General features: G+C 68.1%; 16 protein-coding genes. 12 read left to right on the top strand and 4 right to left on the bottom strand.

Going from position 1 to position 16,262, the window contains the following annotated elements:
• The first annotated feature begins 183 nt into the window (after positions 1-183).
• The gene (locus IP78_RS05005) at positions 184-729 is read left to right on the top strand and encodes a DUF3828 domain-containing protein (protein ID WP_054110609.1); all 546 of its coding nucleotides are present in this window, start codon (positions 184-186) and stop codon (positions 727-729) included.
• Here IP78_RS05005 and IP78_RS05000 read toward each other — a convergent pair whose 3' ends face one another.
• Genes IP78_RS05000 through IP78_RS04985 form a run of 4 tightly spaced genes read right to left on the bottom strand, consistent with a single transcriptional unit; the run spans position 730 to position 4,412 of the window.
• Positions 730-1,668 (bottom strand): bifunctional riboflavin kinase/FAD synthetase, encoded by a 939-nt coding sequence (locus IP78_RS05000; RefSeq protein WP_054110608.1) that lies wholly within the window; start codon positions 1,666-1,668, stop codon positions 730-732.
• Positions 1,669-1,679: 11 nt separating this feature from the next.
• Positions 1,680-2,132 carry a MaoC family dehydratase gene (locus IP78_RS04995; protein ID WP_156320291.1) on the bottom strand — a complete coding sequence of 151 codons (453 nt, stop codon included), beginning with the start codon at positions 2,130-2,132 and terminating at the stop codon, positions 1,680-1,682.
• Positions 2,133-2,173: 41 nt separating this feature from the next.
• Entirely contained in the window at positions 2,174-3,043 is an 870-nt protein-coding gene (locus tag IP78_RS04990; protein WP_054110606.1) for a TIGR01459 family HAD-type hydrolase, read from the bottom strand.
• 52 nt (positions 3,044-3,095) lie between these two features.
• A complete protein-coding gene (locus IP78_RS04985; protein ID WP_054110605.1) occupies positions 3,096-4,412 on the bottom strand; it encodes an amidohydrolase family protein in 1,317 nt (438 codons plus the stop codon).
• Between the two features lie 126 nt (positions 4,413-4,538).
• Here IP78_RS04985 and IP78_RS04980 point away from each other — a divergent pair, with 126 nt between their 5' ends.
• The 11 genes from IP78_RS04980 to IP78_RS04930 form a co-directional block, all read left to right on the top strand.
• Positions 4,539-5,222 carry a murein L,D-transpeptidase catalytic domain-containing protein gene (locus IP78_RS04980; protein WP_054110604.1) on the top strand — a complete coding sequence of 228 codons (684 nt, stop codon included), beginning with the start codon at positions 4,539-4,541 and terminating at the stop codon, positions 5,220-5,222.
• A 92-nt stretch (positions 5,223-5,314) separates the two neighbouring features.
• Positions 5,315-6,964 (top strand): flagellar basal-body MS-ring/collar protein FliF, encoded by a 1,650-nt coding sequence (fliF, locus tag IP78_RS04975; RefSeq protein WP_082384852.1) that lies wholly within the window; start codon positions 5,315-5,317, stop codon positions 6,962-6,964.
• Complete coding sequence (gene fliG / locus IP78_RS04970) at positions 6,964-8,001, top strand: flagellar motor switch protein FliG (protein WP_054110603.1); 1,038 nt, start codon at positions 6,964-6,966, stop codon at positions 7,999-8,001. Before fliF ends, fliG begins: the two co-directional genes overlap by 1 nt.
• Before the next feature lies 1 nt (position 8,002).
• The gene (locus IP78_RS04965; protein WP_054110602.1) at positions 8,003-8,665 is read left to right on the top strand and encodes a flagellar assembly protein FlbE; all 663 of its coding nucleotides are present in this window, start codon (positions 8,003-8,005) and stop codon (positions 8,663-8,665) included.
• Entirely contained in the window at positions 8,662-8,994 is a 333-nt protein-coding gene (gene fliN / locus IP78_RS04960) for a flagellar motor switch protein FliN (protein ID WP_156320290.1), read from the top strand. The genes IP78_RS04965 and fliN overlap by 4 nt, the downstream gene beginning before the upstream one ends.
• 38 nt (positions 8,995-9,032) lie before the next feature.
• Positions 9,033-10,430, top strand: a complete 1,398-nt coding sequence (locus IP78_RS04955) for a sigma-54-dependent Fis family transcriptional regulator (protein ID WP_054110600.1) — start codon at positions 9,033-9,035, stop codon at positions 10,428-10,430.
• The gene (gene bla / locus IP78_RS04950; RefSeq protein ID WP_054110599.1) at positions 10,430-11,320 is read left to right on the top strand and encodes a class A beta-lactamase; all 891 of its coding nucleotides are present in this window, start codon (positions 10,430-10,432) and stop codon (positions 11,318-11,320) included. Before IP78_RS04955 ends, bla begins: the two co-directional genes overlap by 1 nt.
• On the top strand, positions 11,317-13,422 hold the full coding sequence (gene flhA, locus IP78_RS04945; protein ID WP_054110598.1) for a flagellar biosynthesis protein FlhA: 2,106 nt from the start codon (positions 11,317-11,319) through the stop codon (positions 13,420-13,422). Before bla ends, flhA begins: the two co-directional genes overlap by 4 nt.
• 101 nt (positions 13,423-13,523) lie before the next feature.
• On the top strand, positions 13,524-15,299 hold the full coding sequence (sppA, locus tag IP78_RS04940) for a signal peptide peptidase SppA (RefSeq protein ID WP_054110597.1): 1,776 nt from the start codon (positions 13,524-13,526) through the stop codon (positions 15,297-15,299).
• Positions 15,300-15,420: 121 nt separating this feature from the next.
• On the top strand, positions 15,421-15,735 hold the full coding sequence (locus IP78_RS04935) for a hypothetical protein (protein WP_054110596.1): 315 nt from the start codon (positions 15,421-15,423) through the stop codon (positions 15,733-15,735).
• A gap of 2 nt (positions 15,736-15,737) precedes the next feature.
• The coding region (locus tag IP78_RS04930; protein WP_197272378.1) for an N-acetylmuramoyl-L-alanine amidase at positions 15,738-16,262 on the top strand (525 nt) is incomplete at its 3' end.

Below are 16,262 nucleotides of genomic sequence, written 5' to 3'. Positions count from 1 at the left end.
GGTCGGCGCGGGGGCTGTGCGCCCCGACTTACGCCGCCGGGCCGGTAATCCGGATCGAGAGGATCGTGCGCCCTTGCATGGTGGCGGTCTATCAGGGCCGGGGGGCTGGGAAAAGCGGCGCGTTCGGCTAACGTCTGATCCGACCGGCGTTCGACAGGGGATGCCGAAGTGGGGAGACCATCCATGCGCATCCTGATCTCGCTGGCCGCCCTGACCGCCGTCGCAGCCTGCTCCCCGGCTGAAGAGGCTCAAACCCCGGCCGCGCCCGAGGCCGCCGCGCCCTCCGCCGACCCGCGAAGCCGCGAGGCCGTCTATGCCGTCCAGGCCGAGAGCCCTGAGGCCTTCGTGCGCGCCCTCTACGCCCGCTATACCGCCGGTGGCCCGACCGGCGAGCCGCCCGCACCGGGGCGGGACCCCTTGTTCTCGCGCACCATGAACGCCCTGATCGGTGCCGACGCGCGGGCAGCCAATGGCGACGTTCCGACCCTGAACTATGACCCCTTGTGCGGCTGCCAGGACCAGGGCGAGTTCGTCGTCACCGCGCTGGCGGTCGCCCAGGCCGACACCAACACGGCAGAGGCCAACGTCAGCTTCACCAACGGCGGAGAGGCCAAGACCCTGACGCTGGAACTGGTCCGCGAAGGCCCGAACTGGAAGATCGAGGACATCGTTGACGGCACGACCTCGCTCTACGACACCCTGATGGCGGTGGCTGAACGGGCGGGCTGATCAGGCCGCGGCCAGCGCCAACCGCGCCGCCCGGGCGTCCGCCTCGATCTGCGCCTTGAGCGCGTCCAGCCCGTCGAAGCTCATCTCGCCGCGCAGCCGCGCGATCAGCTGGGTCTCCACGACCTGGCCATACAGGTCGCCCGAGAAGTCAAATAGCCAGACCTCCAGCAGAGGCTCGGGCGTCTCGAACATGGGCCGTACGCCCAGATTGGCGACCCCGTCGACCACCCGCCCGTCCGCCAGCCGCGTCCGCGTGGCGAAGACCCCATAGGCCGGACGCATGTAGTTGCCCATGCGCACATTGGCGGTCGGCACGCCGATGGTGCGCCCGCGCTTGTCGCCGTGGACCACCTCGCCCTCGATGGCGAAGGGTCGGCCCAGGATGCGCGTCGCCCGCGCCATGTCGCCTGCGGCCAGCGCCTCGCGCACGGCGCTGGACGACAGCTTCAGGCCGCTCTGGTCATCGACGCGCTCGGTGACGGAAACGCTGAAGCCCAGTTCGCTCCCGGCCCGGGCGAGGGCTTCTGGTGATCCGGTGCGTCCCTTGCCGTAGGTGAAGTCAAAGCCGACGGCGGCGTGTTTCAGGCCCAGCCCGCCCGCCAGCACGTCGCGGGCGAAGGCTTCGTCCGACATGGCCGCCATTTCAGCGTCAAAGGGCAGCAGATGCAGCCGCTCAATGCCCTGTTCCTCGAGGGCTCGCGCCATCTGGCTGGTGGTCATCAGGCGAAACGGCGCGGCCTCGGGCTGGAACCAGCGGCGCGGATGGGGCTCGAAGCTGACCACCGCGAGCGGGGCGTGCAGGCGCTCTGCGGCCTCGCGCGCGGCACCGATCACAGTCTGATGGCCGCGATGCACGCCATCGAAGGCCCCCACGGCCGCAGCGGCTCCGCGATGATCGGGAGCGAGGTCGCGCCAGCCGGTGACGATCTGGATCGGCACGGTGGCCCCGGTCAGTTCTTGGCGGGACGGCGGCGGCGCGGCACGCGCACGATCGCTTCGCCGCCCATGATGAGTTCGCCGCCGACATAGCCTTCGGTATGCAGGGTCACGCGCGCCGACTCGGCGTCGACCGCCGCAACGGTTATCCGCGCCTGGACCACGTCGCCGATCCGGACCGGCTTATGGAAGGCGAGGGTCTGGCTGAGGTAGATCGCACCCGCGCCCGGCAGAATGGTTCCCACCACCGCAGAGCCAAACGAGGCGCTCAGAAGCCCGTGCGCGATCCGCCCGCGATAGGCGGTCTTGGAGGCAAATGCCTCGTCCATGTGCACAGGATTGAAGTCGTCCGACGCCTCGGCGAACTGGACGATGCGATCCTCGGTGACCGTCACCTCCTTGACCGCCACCATGCCTGGCGACAGTTCTTCGAGGATGTAGCCGCCCGAGGGGTGAGGTCCTGTGATCATCGCCCGGTGTTAGCGGGGCTGTTGTGATTTGGCGAGAACTACCACCGCAGTTCCAGCGCCGCGTAGCGAGCATACGCCGTCTCGGCCCTCAACAAGGCCCCCGCGCGTTCGGGATCCAGCTGACCACCCTCGCCGCGCGCCGCGTCGCCGTGGATGCCCTGGGCGATGAACAGGCAGTCCAGCGCCTGGGCATTGGCCCCCAGCACATCCGTCACCACCCCGTCGCCGATGCACAGCACGCGAGACCGATCCACTGTCCGGCCGAGCAACTGTTCCGCCTCGGTCATGGCGAGCGCGTAGATCGGTTCATAGGGCTTGCCCGCCATGGTCACCCGCCCGCCGAGCTCTTCGTACAGGTCGGCCAGCGAGCCGCCGCAGTAGATGATCTTGTCCCCCCGCTGCACGATCCGGTCCGGGTTGGCGCAGATGAGCTCAAGCCCGCTCTCGGCCGCCGGCGTCAGCCGCTCGCGATAGTCCTCGGGCGTCTCGGTCTCGTCGTCCTCAGGGCCGGTGACGGAAATGAAGGCGGCGTCCTCAGCGCCCTTCGCCCGCTCTAGCCCGAGACCCTCATAGAGCGGCCAGTCTCGATCCGGGCCGATGATCCAGGCCGGTCCGGGCGCGCGTTTGGCCAGCTCCGCCCGCGTCGCGTCGCCGGAGGTCACGAAGGCCTGCCAGCTCTCGCGCGGCACGCCGAGGCGGTCCAGCTGCTCGATCACATCGGACGCCGGACGCGGCGAGTTGGAGATCAGCACAACCTGACCACCCCGGCGGTTGAACTGGATCAGGGCGTCGCACGCCACGGGCCAGCTTTCACGGCCATTGTGGATCACACCCCAGACGTCGCACAGCAGCACATCGTAGTCGTCGGCGACGGCCGAAAGGTGGGGCAGGGGATGGGGCAGGGTCATGCCGCGCCGTCTAGCCCGACCCCGCCCTCATTCAAAGCGCGAGCGTCGAGGCTCAATCGTTCCGGTGAACGATGCCCGCCCGCATCACGAAGTCCATGTCCTCCAGCACGGTCACGTCGGCCAAGGGGTCGCCGTCGACGGCGATGATGTCGGCGGGCATGCCGGGCGCGATGCGGCCCGCCTCATTGGACAGCTGCAGGTGCTCGGCGGCGACGACCGTGGCCGACCGGATCGCTTCCAGCGGCGTCATGCCCGCGCGGACCAGCAGGGCGAATTCCTGGGCGTTGTTGCCGTGGGCCGAGACGCCACTGTCGGTGCCGAAGGCGATCTGGACGCCACCGGCGTGCGCACGGCGCGCCATGTCGAGCATCCTCGGCCCGGCCTCCAGCGCCTTGGCCGTCTGGGCGGGCGTGAAGAAGTTGCCGGGGCTTGAGGCGACACGAGCCACGAAGTCGCCGGCCAGCAACGTCGGCACCAAATAGGCGTCGGTCTCGCGGAACAGACGGATAGATTCGTCGTCGAGATAGGTGCCGTGCTCGATGGAATCGCCGCCGGCCCGCAGGAAGGCGTTGACTCCGTCTCCGCCGTGGGCGTGGGCGGTGACGCGGCGGCCCATGCGATGGCCCGCTTCGACGATGGCGGCCAGCTCGGCGTCGGTGAACTGCTGGGCCAGACCCGCGGCCGTGTTCGACAGTACGCCGCCCGTCGCCGTGATCTTGATCACGTCGGCGCCCGCCCGGACCTGGGTCCGCACCGCCCGCATGCAGTCCTCCGGCCCCGAGCAGATGCTCTCGGAGGACAGCAGGTGCATGATGTCCTCGCTGTAGCCGTTCACGTCGCCGTGCCCGCCGTGGATCGAGATCGACCGGCCCGAAGCGATGATGCGCGGTCCAGGAATCTGACCCGCCGCGATCCCGTCGCGCAGGGCGAAGACGGAGTCGTTCGGTCCGCCCAGATCGGCCACGGTCGTGAAGCCTGCGCGCAGGGTCCGCAGGGCGTACTGGGCACCCAGAATGGCGCGATCCGCGTCGCTCTCCGTCACCGCCATCAGACGGGCGTTCGGGTTCTGCTGGCTGGTCAGATGGACGTGGCTGTCGATCAGGCCGGGCAGGACGAAATGCTCACGCAAATCGACGACATGGCCTTCTCCGACGAAGCCGTCGCGGATTTCGACGACCCGGCCACCCGAGATCACGATAGTTTTATCGCGCAGCACAACGCCGCTCTCGGGGTCCGCCAGAAGCCGCCCCGCCTGGACGAACAGGGTTTCGCCGCCCGAAGAACTCGCTTGTGATGGCGGGCTCTGTTGCGCCTGCGAAGCGCCGACGACGGCGAAACTCGCGAGCAAGGCGAGAGCAAAGGACTTCATGAACGCCTCCCGATTATTGTCGTGCACCTTACCCCGCGTCGGTCTGTCGCCAAGCCTTGGCTTGCTGCGGCGGGTCGATTTGTGAAACACGTCGTGACTTCGGTTCAACCGCTACGAGGGCGTCGCATGCGGCTGTCGAGACGAGGCTTGATCCTGGGTGGTTCGGCCATGCTGGCCGGTTGCGCCACGGCCGCGTCGCCTCCCGCGCCGATCACGGTCGCCGAACTGCCGCCGCCTCCGCCCCAGCCGACCTACACGCCCGCCGTTCAGATCACACCCCCGCCGCTCGACCCCCAGCGTCTGGTTCGCCCGGAGCTCATGAGCCGCGCCATGGCCGCGCTCGACATCCATCACGAACGCCTGCCGCTGCGTGACCGGATGTATCTCGTCGATTTTCAGAAGTTCTCCGGCGACACCCGCCTTTTTGAAGTCGACCTGATCGGCGGCCGGGTCACGGCGTTAAGGACCAGTCACGGCAGAGGCTCGGACCCCGAACATTCCGGCTTCGCGCGTCGGTTCTCCAACGAACCGGATAGCCACATGTCGTCCGTCGGGGCGTACGCCACGGCCGGGCCGAGCTGGGGGCCTCAGCAGGGACCGAACGTCCTCCTCGACGGGCTGGAGTACACCAACAACCTGGCGCGCGACCGGGCGATCATCGTCCACGGCGCGGACTATGCCGAACCGACCTTCCTGGAGCGGGAAGGCAAGCTGGGCCGATCCTACGGCTGCTTTTCGACCGCCCACGCCGATCTGCCGATGCTGCGCGAGCGCATGGGACAGGGCCGTCTGCTTTTCGCCTTCGCTTAGGGCCATCGCTTAAACCGCCATTAACCACACGGGCGGCAGTTTCTGCCTAGCGGGGCTGCAGCTGAACCTCGCCAAGTATCGGGTGGGGACGCGTGGGCGGCTTTACGGCGGCGTTGCAGAGATTCGGGATCGGTCGCCTGGCCATGGTGCTGGGGGTCGGCGCGGGCGTGACCATCGCATTGATCCTCTTGATGACCCGCATCGGCCAGGCGCCGGACGCGCTGCTCTATTCCGGCCTCGACCTGCGCGAGGCGGGCGAGGTCACCGCCTCGCTGGAGCAGGCGGGCATTCCCTATGCCACGCGCGGCGACGGCTCGACCATCATGGTCAACCGCGATCAGGTCGCCGAGGCGCGGCTCATGCTGGCGGGGCGCGGTCTCGTGACCTCGGGCTCGGTCGGCTACGAGATCTTCGACACCCAGTCCGTGCTGGGGCAGACCGAGTTCCAGCAACAGATCAACGAGCAACGCGCGCTCCAGGGCGAACTGGCGCGCAACATCATGTCTTTGAGAGGCGTATCGTCGGCTCGGGTCCAGATCGCCCTGCCGCGCCGCGAGCTCTTCCAGGCCAATGCAGCAGAGCCTACCGCCGCTGTCGTGGTTGGCCTCAATGGGCGCGCTCTGACGCCTGATCAGGTTCGGGCGATCCGGGCCTTGGTCGCCTCGTCCGTGCCGAACCTCAAGCCCGGCAAGGTCACGGTCGTCGACGAGACCAACCAGACGCTTGCCGCGGCTGATGACGAGGAGGGCTTCACCTCCGCCACTGCCCGCGACGCCAAGGCCACGACCGAGGCTCAGCTCCAGGCCCGGATCAAGGACCTGGTCGAGGGCGTGGTCGGTCCTGGTGCCGCGCGCGTCCAGGTCACGGCCGACATCGAGATGGCGCGCTCCACCACCCAGGAGCAGCGGTTCGATCCCGACGGTCAGGTCGTCCGTTCGACCTCGACCAACGGCAGCCAGTCCCAGGACACCACGGGCGTGTCCGACGGTGGCGCGACGGCGGCGAACAACATTCCTGGCGGCGAGGCTCCGGCCGAAACCCCTTTGGGGTCGACCGAGACCATTAACGGCGAGACCACCAACTACGAGATCTCCAACACCACCACGACGACCGTGAAGGAGCCGGGCGAGGTTCGGAAGCTTTCGGTCGCCGTCGCCGTCGACGGTGTGCTGACGCCGGCCGCCGAGCCGGGCGGAGAGCCGACCTATGCGCCGCGCTCGGCCGAGGAGATCACCCAGATCGAGGAGTTGGTGAAGGCGGCCATGGGCTTCGATGAGGCGCGCGGCGACCAGGTGCGCGTCACCAACGTCCGCTTCAACCGGGACGCCCTGATCACCGCGGGCGGCACCGACGGGGGCGATCCCCTGTTCAACTTCACCCGCAACGACATCATGCGGGGCGTCGAGCTTCTGGTGCTGCTGATCACCGGACTGCTGCTGATCTTCTTCGTGCTGCGGCCGTTGATCAAATCGGCCACGGGTGGTGGTGTCCCGGCTCTGGCCGGTGCCGGTGCCGGCGCTGGCGCGGCGGGCGGCCAGGTCCCGGTCACGTCGCTCCAGACCACCGTGGTCGGCGGCCCGATGGGTCAGCTGGCCGGACCGTCCGAGATGGAGCAGCGGCTCGACATCGCCCGCATCGAGGGACAGGTGAAGGCCTCCTCCGTCAAGAAGGTCGCGGACTTCGTTGAAAAACATCCGGAGGAGTCGGCCTCGATCCTCCGCAGCTGGGTGCATGAGGGCTGATGGCGGCCCGCATGGTCAGCAAGAAAGCCTCGGTCGACGACGCCAAGAAGCTGTCGGGGCCGGAGAAGGCCGCCGTCATCCTGCTGGCGCTCGGCGAGGATCACACGCGGCTATGGCAGAGCCTCGACGACGACGAGGTCAAGGAAATCTCCCAGGCCATGGCGGCTCTGGGCACCGTGAGCGCCTCGGTGGTCGAGGAGCTGATGGTCGAGTTCGTGTCCGGCATGTCCGGCTCGGGCTCGGTCATGGGCAGCTTCGAACAGACCCAGCGCCTGCTCGCCTCCTTCATGCCGCCCGAGCGGGTCGAAGGCCTGATGGAGGAAATCCGGGGTCCCGCCGGCCGGACCATGTGGGACAAGCTCGGCAATGTGAACGAGGCCGTCCTCGCCAACTATCTGAAGAACGAATACCCCCAGACGGTCGCCGTGGTCCTGTCCAAGGTGAAGCCCGACCACGCCGCGCGCGTGCTGACGGCCCTGCCCGAGGATTTCGCCCTGGAATGCGTCCAGCGGATGCTGCGCATGGAGCCGGTCCAGCGCGAGATCCTCGACAAGATCGAGCAGACCCTTCGCACCGAGTTCATGTCGAACCTGGCGCGCACCTCCAAGCGCGACAGCCACGAGGCGATGGCCGATATCTTCAACGCCTTCGACCGCCAGACCGAGGCCCGCTTCATCGGCGCGCTGGAGGAACGAAACCGCGAATCGGCCGAGCGCATCCGCGCCCTGATGTTCGTCTTCGAGGACCTGTCCAAGCTCGATCCCGGCGGGGTCCAGACCCTGCTGCGTGCGGTCGAGAAGGACCAGCTCGGTCTGGCGCTTAAGGGCGCGTCCGAAAGCCTGCGCGAGATGTTCTTCACCAACATGTCCGAGCGCGCCGCCAAGATCATGCGCGAGGACATGGAATCGATGGGTCCGGTTCGTCTGAAGGATGTCGATACCGCCCAGATGGCCATGGTCACCGTGGCCAAGGACCTGGCGGCGCGTGGCGAGATCATGCTGGCGGGTGCGTCCGGCGACGACGAGCTGATCTACTGACATGACCCAGACCGCTCCCATCGTCAGCCGCCCCTTCGCCTTCGATACCGAGTTCGACGACGCGGGCACGGTCGTGCGGGCCTCGACCTTCCGCCCGATGAAGCGCGCCTACATGCCCGCCGAGGTCGAGGCGCTGGTCGCCCAGGCCCGGTTGGAAGCTCGGGAGGCCGCTCTGGCCGAAGCCGACAGCATCCGCGCCATGGGTCTCGCCGCGATAGGCCAGGCGCTTTCCGATGCCATGCCAACCCTGCAACAGGTCGCCCAGAGCCACCGCGAACAGTCCGCCGAACTGGCGTTGGCCGCCGCCCGCGTGATCGCCTCTAGCGCGCTGGAGCGGATGCCTCAGGGCCCGCTGCAATCGGCGCTGGAAACGCTGGGCCAGGAGATCGACGCCACGCCACGCCTGGTCGTCCGCGCCTCGGGCCTCGACGACGAGGCTCGCACGAAGATCGAGGCCGTGGCTGCGGACGCCGGCTTCACCGGTGCGGTCGCCTTCCGCGACGATCCGAGCCTGCCGGCGGCTGCCTTCGCCCTCGAATGGGCCGACGGCCGCGCTGACTTCGATCCCGGTGCCGTCGCCGAACGCTTGTCGACCGCCCTGCGCTCGGCGCTCGCCGCCGAGGCCGGACACGGCGAACCCCTTTCCCCCCGGAGCAGCTTCTGATGGCCGACGATCTCGCGCTCGAAGAATTCCCCGACTCCACCGCGCTGGCCACCGTCGACGACGCCGGAGAGAAGGCCGCCGTCGATCTGGCGCCCGTCTTCGACGTGCCGGTCAACATCTCAGCCGTGCTCGGCAAGACCCACATGACGGTCGCCCAACTGCTCAAGCTCAACCGGGGCTCGGTGCTGGAGCTGGATCGCAAGGTCGGCGAGGCCATCGACATCTTCGTCAACAACCGCCTGGTCGCGCGCGGGGAGGTCGTCGTCGTCGAGGACCGCCTGGGCGTGACCATGACGGAAATCATCAAGACCGAGGACCAGGCCATCTAGGCCTGATCCTCGACAGTAGGCTCTGAAGGAGAAGACCCATGCGGCTTCTGGTGGTCGGACGGCTCAGCGGACAGCTGGCGGCGGCGGTGAAGATGGCCATGGCGCACGGCGCCAAGGTCAACCACGTCGAGCGCACGGATCAGGCGACGGAACAACTCCGGCGCGGGCAGGGGGCTGACCTGCTCATGGTCGACTACAACCTCGACATCGGGGCCCTGATCGCCGCCAATGACGCTGAGCGAATCTATGTCCCTGTGGTCGCCTGCGGCGTCGACAACGACGCGGAAAAGGCTGCCGCCGCCATCCGGGCCGGTGCCAAGGAGTTCATTCCGCTTCCGCCCGAGGCCGATCTGATCGCGGCGGTGCTGGCGGCGGTCGCCGACGACGAGCGGCCGATGATTTCCGCCGATCCGGCCATGAAGGCGGTGACGCAGCTGGCCGACCAGGTCGCACGGTCCGAGGCCTCCATCCTGATCACCGGCGAAAGCGGCGTCGGCAAGGAAGTGATGGCGCGCTATCTGCACACCCACTCCAAGCGCGCCGAGCGCCCCTTCATCAGCGTCAACTGCGCCGCCATTCCCGACAACCTCTTGGAATCAGAACTGTTCGGGCACGAGAAGGGCGCCTTCACCGGGGCCGTCGCCCGGCGCATCGGTAAGTTCGAGGAGGCCGACGGCGGCACGCTGCTGCTGGACGAAATTAGTGAAATGGACGCCCGGCTTCAGGCCAAGCTGCTGCGTGCGATTCAAGAGCGGGTCATCGACCGCGTCGGCGGGACCAAGCCCGTGCCGGTCAACATCCGCATCATCGCCACCTCCAACCGCGATCTGGCCAAGGCCGTGGCCGAAGGCACCTTCCGCGAGGACCTGCTCTATCGCCTCAACGTCGTGAACCTGCGCCTGCCCAGCCTGCGCGAACGCCCCGGCGACATCGCGGTCCTGGCCGATCACTTCGTCAAGAAATACGCCGCCGCCAACGGCGTGCCCGTGCGGCCCCTGTCTGCCGACGCGCGTCGGACTCTAGCCGCTCACCGCTGGCCCGGCAACGTCCGCGAACTGGAAAACGCCATGCACCGCGCGGTCCTGCTGGCCGTCGGGACCGAGATCGACGTCGACGCCATCCGCCTGCCCGACGGTCAACCGTTGTCCGGTGCTGTGGGCGCGTCTGTGGACAGCGGCCCGGCCGCGCGCGCGGCCCAGACCGCGGATGCAGTGTCTCGCGCCTATGTTGGCCAGACCGTCGCCCAGATGGAGAAAACCCTGATCCTGGACACCCTGGCGCACTGCCTCGGCAACCGGACCCACGCCGCCAATATCCTGGGCATCTCGATCCGCACGCTGCGCAACAAGCTCAATGAATACGCCGACGAGGGCACGCCGATCATGGCTCCCCAGACCGGCGTCGCCGGCACCGGCTACGGCGCGAGCGCGGCCTGATGGATCGTCGCGCCGTCCTCGGGGCTCTGGGCGGCCTCGGCCTGATTGGCTGCGCGCGGGAAGGGGACGCGGCCGCTGTCGCGCCGCCCGCACCCTCCGCCCCTGAACCCTTCGACCTTTCAACCCTCGAAGCCCGCGAGGGCGGCCGCCTCGGCTTCGCGGCCAAGGACATGGGCACGGGTCGGGTGTTGGCCTGGCGCGGCGACGAGCGGTTCGTCTACTGTTCGACTTTCAAGATGTTCCTTGCTGCGGCCACGCTGCTGCGCGTTCAGGCGGGCGAGGAGCGGCTGGAGCGGATGATACCGGTGACCCGCGCCGACATGGTCAGCCATGCGCCAGTCACCGAGCCCGCCATCGGTTCGTCGCTCAGCGTCGAGGCCCTCATGAAGGGCACGGTCGAGGTCTCCGACAACCCGGCCGCAAACCTCCTGCTCAAGGCGATGGGCGGGCTGGAGCCGATGCAGGCCTTCTATCGCGACCTCGGCGACGCCACGACGCGCGTGGACCGCTTCGAGCCCGAGATGAACCGCCTCGACGGGGACAAGGACACCATCCTGCCGCTGCAGTCTGTCGCCAACATCCAGCGCCTGCTCGTCGACGCCGACACGCCGCTGTCGGCCGACCACAAGGCGCTCCTGCTGAAGTGGATGATCGACACCCCTACCGGCATGGCCCGCATCAAGGCCGGCGTCCCGACCGGCTGGACCGTGGCGCACAAGACCGGGACCGGCGGCTATGGCCCGACCAACGACATCGGCGTCCTCTATCCGCCGTCGGGCGCTCCGGTGATCGTCGCCGCCTACTATCACGCCGCCTCCGACGACCCGAAGAACGAGGGCGTGATCGCCGAGGCGACCCGTCTGGCTTTGGCTGAACTCGGACGGGCATGACCGACGCGCCCATCCTGATGAAGGACGGCCTGGCGCGCCCCTCGGCGCAGGACGTGCGCGGCTGGCTGATGCGCTCGGAAGTCGGGATGGCCGTCGGCGTGATCGGCGTCATCCTGCTGCTGATCCTGCCCGTCCCCAAATTCCTTCTGGATCTCCTTCTGGCGATTTCGCTGGTGTCGTCCGTATTGATCCTGATGACGGCGCTGATGATGAAGAAGCCGCTGGACTTCGCCATCTTCCCGACCGTCCTGCTGGTCTCGACCCTGTTCCGGTTGGGCCTGAACCTGGCCTCGACGCGCCTGGTCCTGACCCACGGACATGAGGGCCACGATGCCGCCGGGCAGGTGATCGCCGCCTTCGGTTCCCTGATGATGGGCGGCAGCTTCATCATCGGCGTGATCATCTTCGCCATCATCCTGGTGGTGAACTTCGTGGTGATCACCAAGGGCTCGACCCGCATCGCCGAGGTCTCGGCCCGCTTCACGCTCGACTCCATGCCCGGCAAGCAGATGGCGATCGACGCCGACCTGTCCAGCGGCCTCATCACCGAGGATCAGGCCAAGCTGCGCCGCAAGGAGCTGGAGCAGGAATCAACCTTCTTCGGCGCCATGGACGGTGCCTCCAAGTTCGTGCGTGGCGACGCGGTCGCGGGTCTTGTGATCGTCTTCATCAACATCATCGGCGGCATCCTGATCGGCACGTTGCAGCACGATCTGCCGCTGGGGGATGCGGCCAACACCTACATCCAGCTGACGATCGGTGATGGCCTCGTTACCCAGGTCCCGGCCATCATCATCTCCATCGCCGCGGGCTTCCTGGTGTCCAAGGCCGGCGTCGAAGGCTCCGCCGACAAGGCTCTGGTCAGCCAGCTCGCCACCAACCCCGTCAGCCTCGGTATGGTGGCGGGGGCCTCAGCCCTGCTGGCCGTGATCCCGGGCATGCCGATCCTGCCCTTCCTCGGTCTGGCCGCTGGCGCGGGCTTCATGGCATGGCGCCTGGGCCGGGCCAAGCTGAAGCCGCCCCCCATCGAGAACGACGCCGTCAACGCCAAGCCCAAGGAGGACGTCGAGGAGCCGATCGGCACGGCGCTCACCATCGACGAGGTCAAGATCGAGCTGGGCTATTCGCTGCTCAGCCTCATCAACGACCTGGAGGGCCGCCGGCTGACCGATCAGGTTCGGGCGTTGCGCCGCGCCCTGGCGCAGGAGTTCGGCTTCGTCATGCCAAGCGTGCGCATCCTCGACAACATGCGCCTGCCGACCCAGGGCTACGCCATCCGCATCAAGGAGATGGAGGCCGGGACCGGCGAAGTCCGGCTGGGCTCGCTCATGGCCATGGACCCCACGGGTCGTCAGGTCGAACTGCCCGGCGAACACACCAAGGAGCCCGCGTTCGGCCTGCCCGCCACCTGGATCGACGAAAACCTGCGGGAAGAGGCCACCTTCCGCGGCTACACCATCGTCGATCCCTCGACGGTGCTGACCACGCACCTGACCGAGATCCTCAAGGAGAACATGGCCGACCTGCTCTCCTACGCCGAGGTGCAGAAGCTGCTGAAGGAGCTGGGTCCGGAAGAGAAGAAGCTGGTCGATGAACTGATCCCGTCGGTGGTCAGCGTCACCACGCTCCAGCGGGTGCTGCAGGCCCTGCTGCGCGAGAAGGTCTCGATCCGCGATCTCGGCGCCATCCTCGAAGGCCTGGCCGAGGCCGCGCCGCATTCCAACTCCGTCACCACCCTGGTCGAGCATGTCCGCACCCGCCTCGCGCGCCAGCTGTGCTGGCAGCACAAGGCCGAGGACGGCGCCTTGCCTATCGTCACCCTGTCCCCGGAATGGGAGGCTGCCTTCGCCGAGGCCCTGGTCGGTCAGGGCGAGGACAAGCAGCTGGCCATGGCCCCCAGCCGCCTTCAGGACTTCATCCGGAATGTCCGCGACGTGTTCGAGCGCATCGCCATGTCGGGCGACCAGGCCGTGCTGCTGACCGGCCCCCAGATCCGCCCCTACGTCCGCTCCATCATCGAACGCTTCCGGGGACAGACGGTGGTCATGAGCCAGAACGAGGTTCATCCGCGCGCCCGGCTGCGGACACTCGGCTCGGTGTGACCCTTTCGCCGGTTACGCGACCTTCATTTGACGGTGACAGTCCCGTGCCTATGGTCGATCCGAGGCCCCTTTCGGCCGCCTGACCGGACGCTCCCCCGCCCATGAAACAATTCTTCCTGACGGTGCTCGGTGTCTTCACCGGCCTAATCCTGTTCCTGGTGGTCCTGCCGATCGTCCTGATCATAGGGGCAGCCGCCACCGCCAGTCCCGCCACGACCCCGGCCAACTCTGTGCTGGAGCTGGACCTGCGTCAGGGCCTGACCGATCAGGAGAGCGACAATCCCTTCGCGGCCTTCGGCAGCTCGGGCCTGTCGGTCATGGAAGTGGTCGATGTGCTCGCCCAGGCCGAGACCGATCGCGCCGTGAAGGTGCTGCTGATCCGCCTGCCCGAGGCCGGATTGAACCCTGCCACCGCCGACGAACTCCGTCAGGCCGTCCGTCGCTTCCGCGCGGCGGGCAAGCCTGTGATCGCCCACTCCCAGGGCTTCCTGCCGATCGGGACCGTCATTTCCAGCTATATGGTCGGTGCCTCGGCGTCCGAACTGTGGATGCAGAACACCGCCAGCTTCCAGGCGACGGGCTTCTCGGCCGACAGCGTCTTCCTCGGCCGGGCTTTCGAACGCTACGGCGTCAACGCCCAGTTCGAGCAGCGCTACGAATACAAGAACGCCGTCAATGAGTTCACCCAGAGCGACTACACCGGCCCGCACCGCGAGGCGATGACGGCGTGGATGACCTCGATCTACGACTCGGCGCTCGCCAACGCGGCGTCCGACCGCCGCGTCCAGCCGGCGGCGCTCCGCACCACCATCGAGGCCGGCCCCTATTCGGCCCAGCAGGCCCTGTCGCTCAAGCTGATCGACAAGATCGGCCAGGTCGAGGAAGCCGAGGCCGAGGCCAAGCGTCGGGCTGGAAACGGTTCCGACATCATCGCCTTCGAAGACTACGCCGAGACCAAGGGACTGCGCACCGGCTCGGGCCGCAACGCCATCGCCATCGTCGGCGGGGAGGGCGCGATCCTGACGGGCGCGGGCGGGTCCGGCGGCTTCGGCGGCGGTAGCTCGATCTATTCAGACCGCACGGCAGAGGCCATCTACGACGCCATCGAGGACGACGCGGTCAAGGCGATCGTCTTCCGCGTCTCTTCTCCCGGCGGCTCGCCCGAGGCGTCCGAGCAGATCCTTGCGGCCGTCCGCGCGGCCAAGGCGGCCGGCAAGCCGGTCGTGGTCTCGATGGGCGAATACGCCGCATCCGGCGGCTATTGGATCAGCTCGGAAGCCAACTGGATCGTCGCCCAGCCCTCGACCCTGACCGGCTCGATCGGTGTCTATGGTGGCACCTTCGTCATCTCCGAGGCGCTCGGCCGTTTTGGCGTCGATCTGCGCAGCCTGTCGGTCGGCGGGGAGTACGCCGACGCCTTCTCGCCGTCCGAGACCTGGACCGAGAGCCAGCGCGCCGCCTTCTCCGCCTCGATGGACCGCACTTATGAGGAGTTCGTCCAGCGTGTCTCGACCGGCCGCCGCCTGCCCGCCGCCCGCGTTCGCGAGATCGCCCGCGGCCGCGTCTGGACCGGGGCGCAGGCCCGCAGCCTGGGCCTCGTCGACCAGCTCGGCGGCCTCACCGAAGCCATCGCCAAGGCCAAGGAACTGGCGGAGATCCCGGCCGATCAGTCAGTGCGCTACAAGCGCTTCCCGACGCCCCTGTCCCCGTGGGAGGCCCTGTCCGAAGCGTTCGGCGTCCAGTCCGAGGCCGCCCGTGCCCTAGTCATGCTGGGCGGCGTCATGGCTGACCCGCAGGCGCAGAGGGTGCTGGGCGAGATCCGCACTCAGCGCATGCGGGGCGAGGGCGCCACCGTCCTGGCCGACCAGCCGCTGTGAGCCGCCCTGCGGCACACTCGCCTGTGATGCGTCCGGTCATTGACGGTTCATGCTTGTGGACCGACATTGATGGTTCAGGCGTTGGTCCTTTCCACCGGCCTTCGCCCAGCAGGGATATGGAATGACCAACGATCGTTTCGCTTCGCTCGGCTTTCAGCACCGTCGCCACCAGGGGCTTCTTGCTCCGATCATGTGGCTAGGCGGGGTGATCGCGACTGTGGCGGCCCTGACGGTCGGGGCTGTGCTGGCGGTCTTCACGGCCGCTGCCGTGGCGGTCATCGCGCTCTGCGCCAGCGTGCTGGTCTTCTTCGCGGGCCTCGCCATGCGGGCCCGCCGCCGCGCCTTCGTCCGCGCGCGCCGCTCTGACCACGTCATCGAAGCCGAGAAGGTCGGCGACACCTGGGTCGCCTACGGCTGGGAGCGTCACGGGCGCTGATTGTGCCCCTGAACATCCTCGAGGCCCCATCTCCCAACTTCGACCAGCGTCGGGGCCCGCCCGACATGCTGCTGCTCCACTACACCGGCATGCAGACCGCCGAGGCCGCCGTCACTCGCCTGCGCGATCCCGAGGCCAAGGTTTCCGCCCACTATGTCGTCGACGAGAACGGCTCCATCCTGCGGCTCGTGCCCGAGGAGCGTCGCGCCTGGCACGCCGGCAGGAGCTGGTGGAAGGGCGAGACCGACGTCAACGCGGTCTCGATCGGCATCGAGATCGTCAATCCAGGCCATGAGTGGGGCTATCGCGCCTTTCCCGATGTCCAGATCGACGCGGTCATCGCCCTGATCGACGACATCCGCACCCGCTGGGCCATCGAGGACGCGCGCATCCTCGGCCACTCCGATGTTGCTCCGACCAGAAAGCAGGATCCGGGCGAGCTGTTTCCGTGGAAGCGGCTGGCCGAACACCGCCAGGGCCTGTGGTTCGAACCGGCGGCCGAACGGATCGCGGCTCTCGGCCCGCCG

Source organism: Brevundimonas sp. AAP58 (assembly GCF_001295975.1).
Classification (GTDB): domain Bacteria; phylum Pseudomonadota; class Alphaproteobacteria; order Caulobacterales; family Caulobacteraceae; genus Brevundimonas.
Note: the sequence above shows the minus strand (reverse complement) of the source record. Positions and strands in the feature narration are given on the sequence as shown.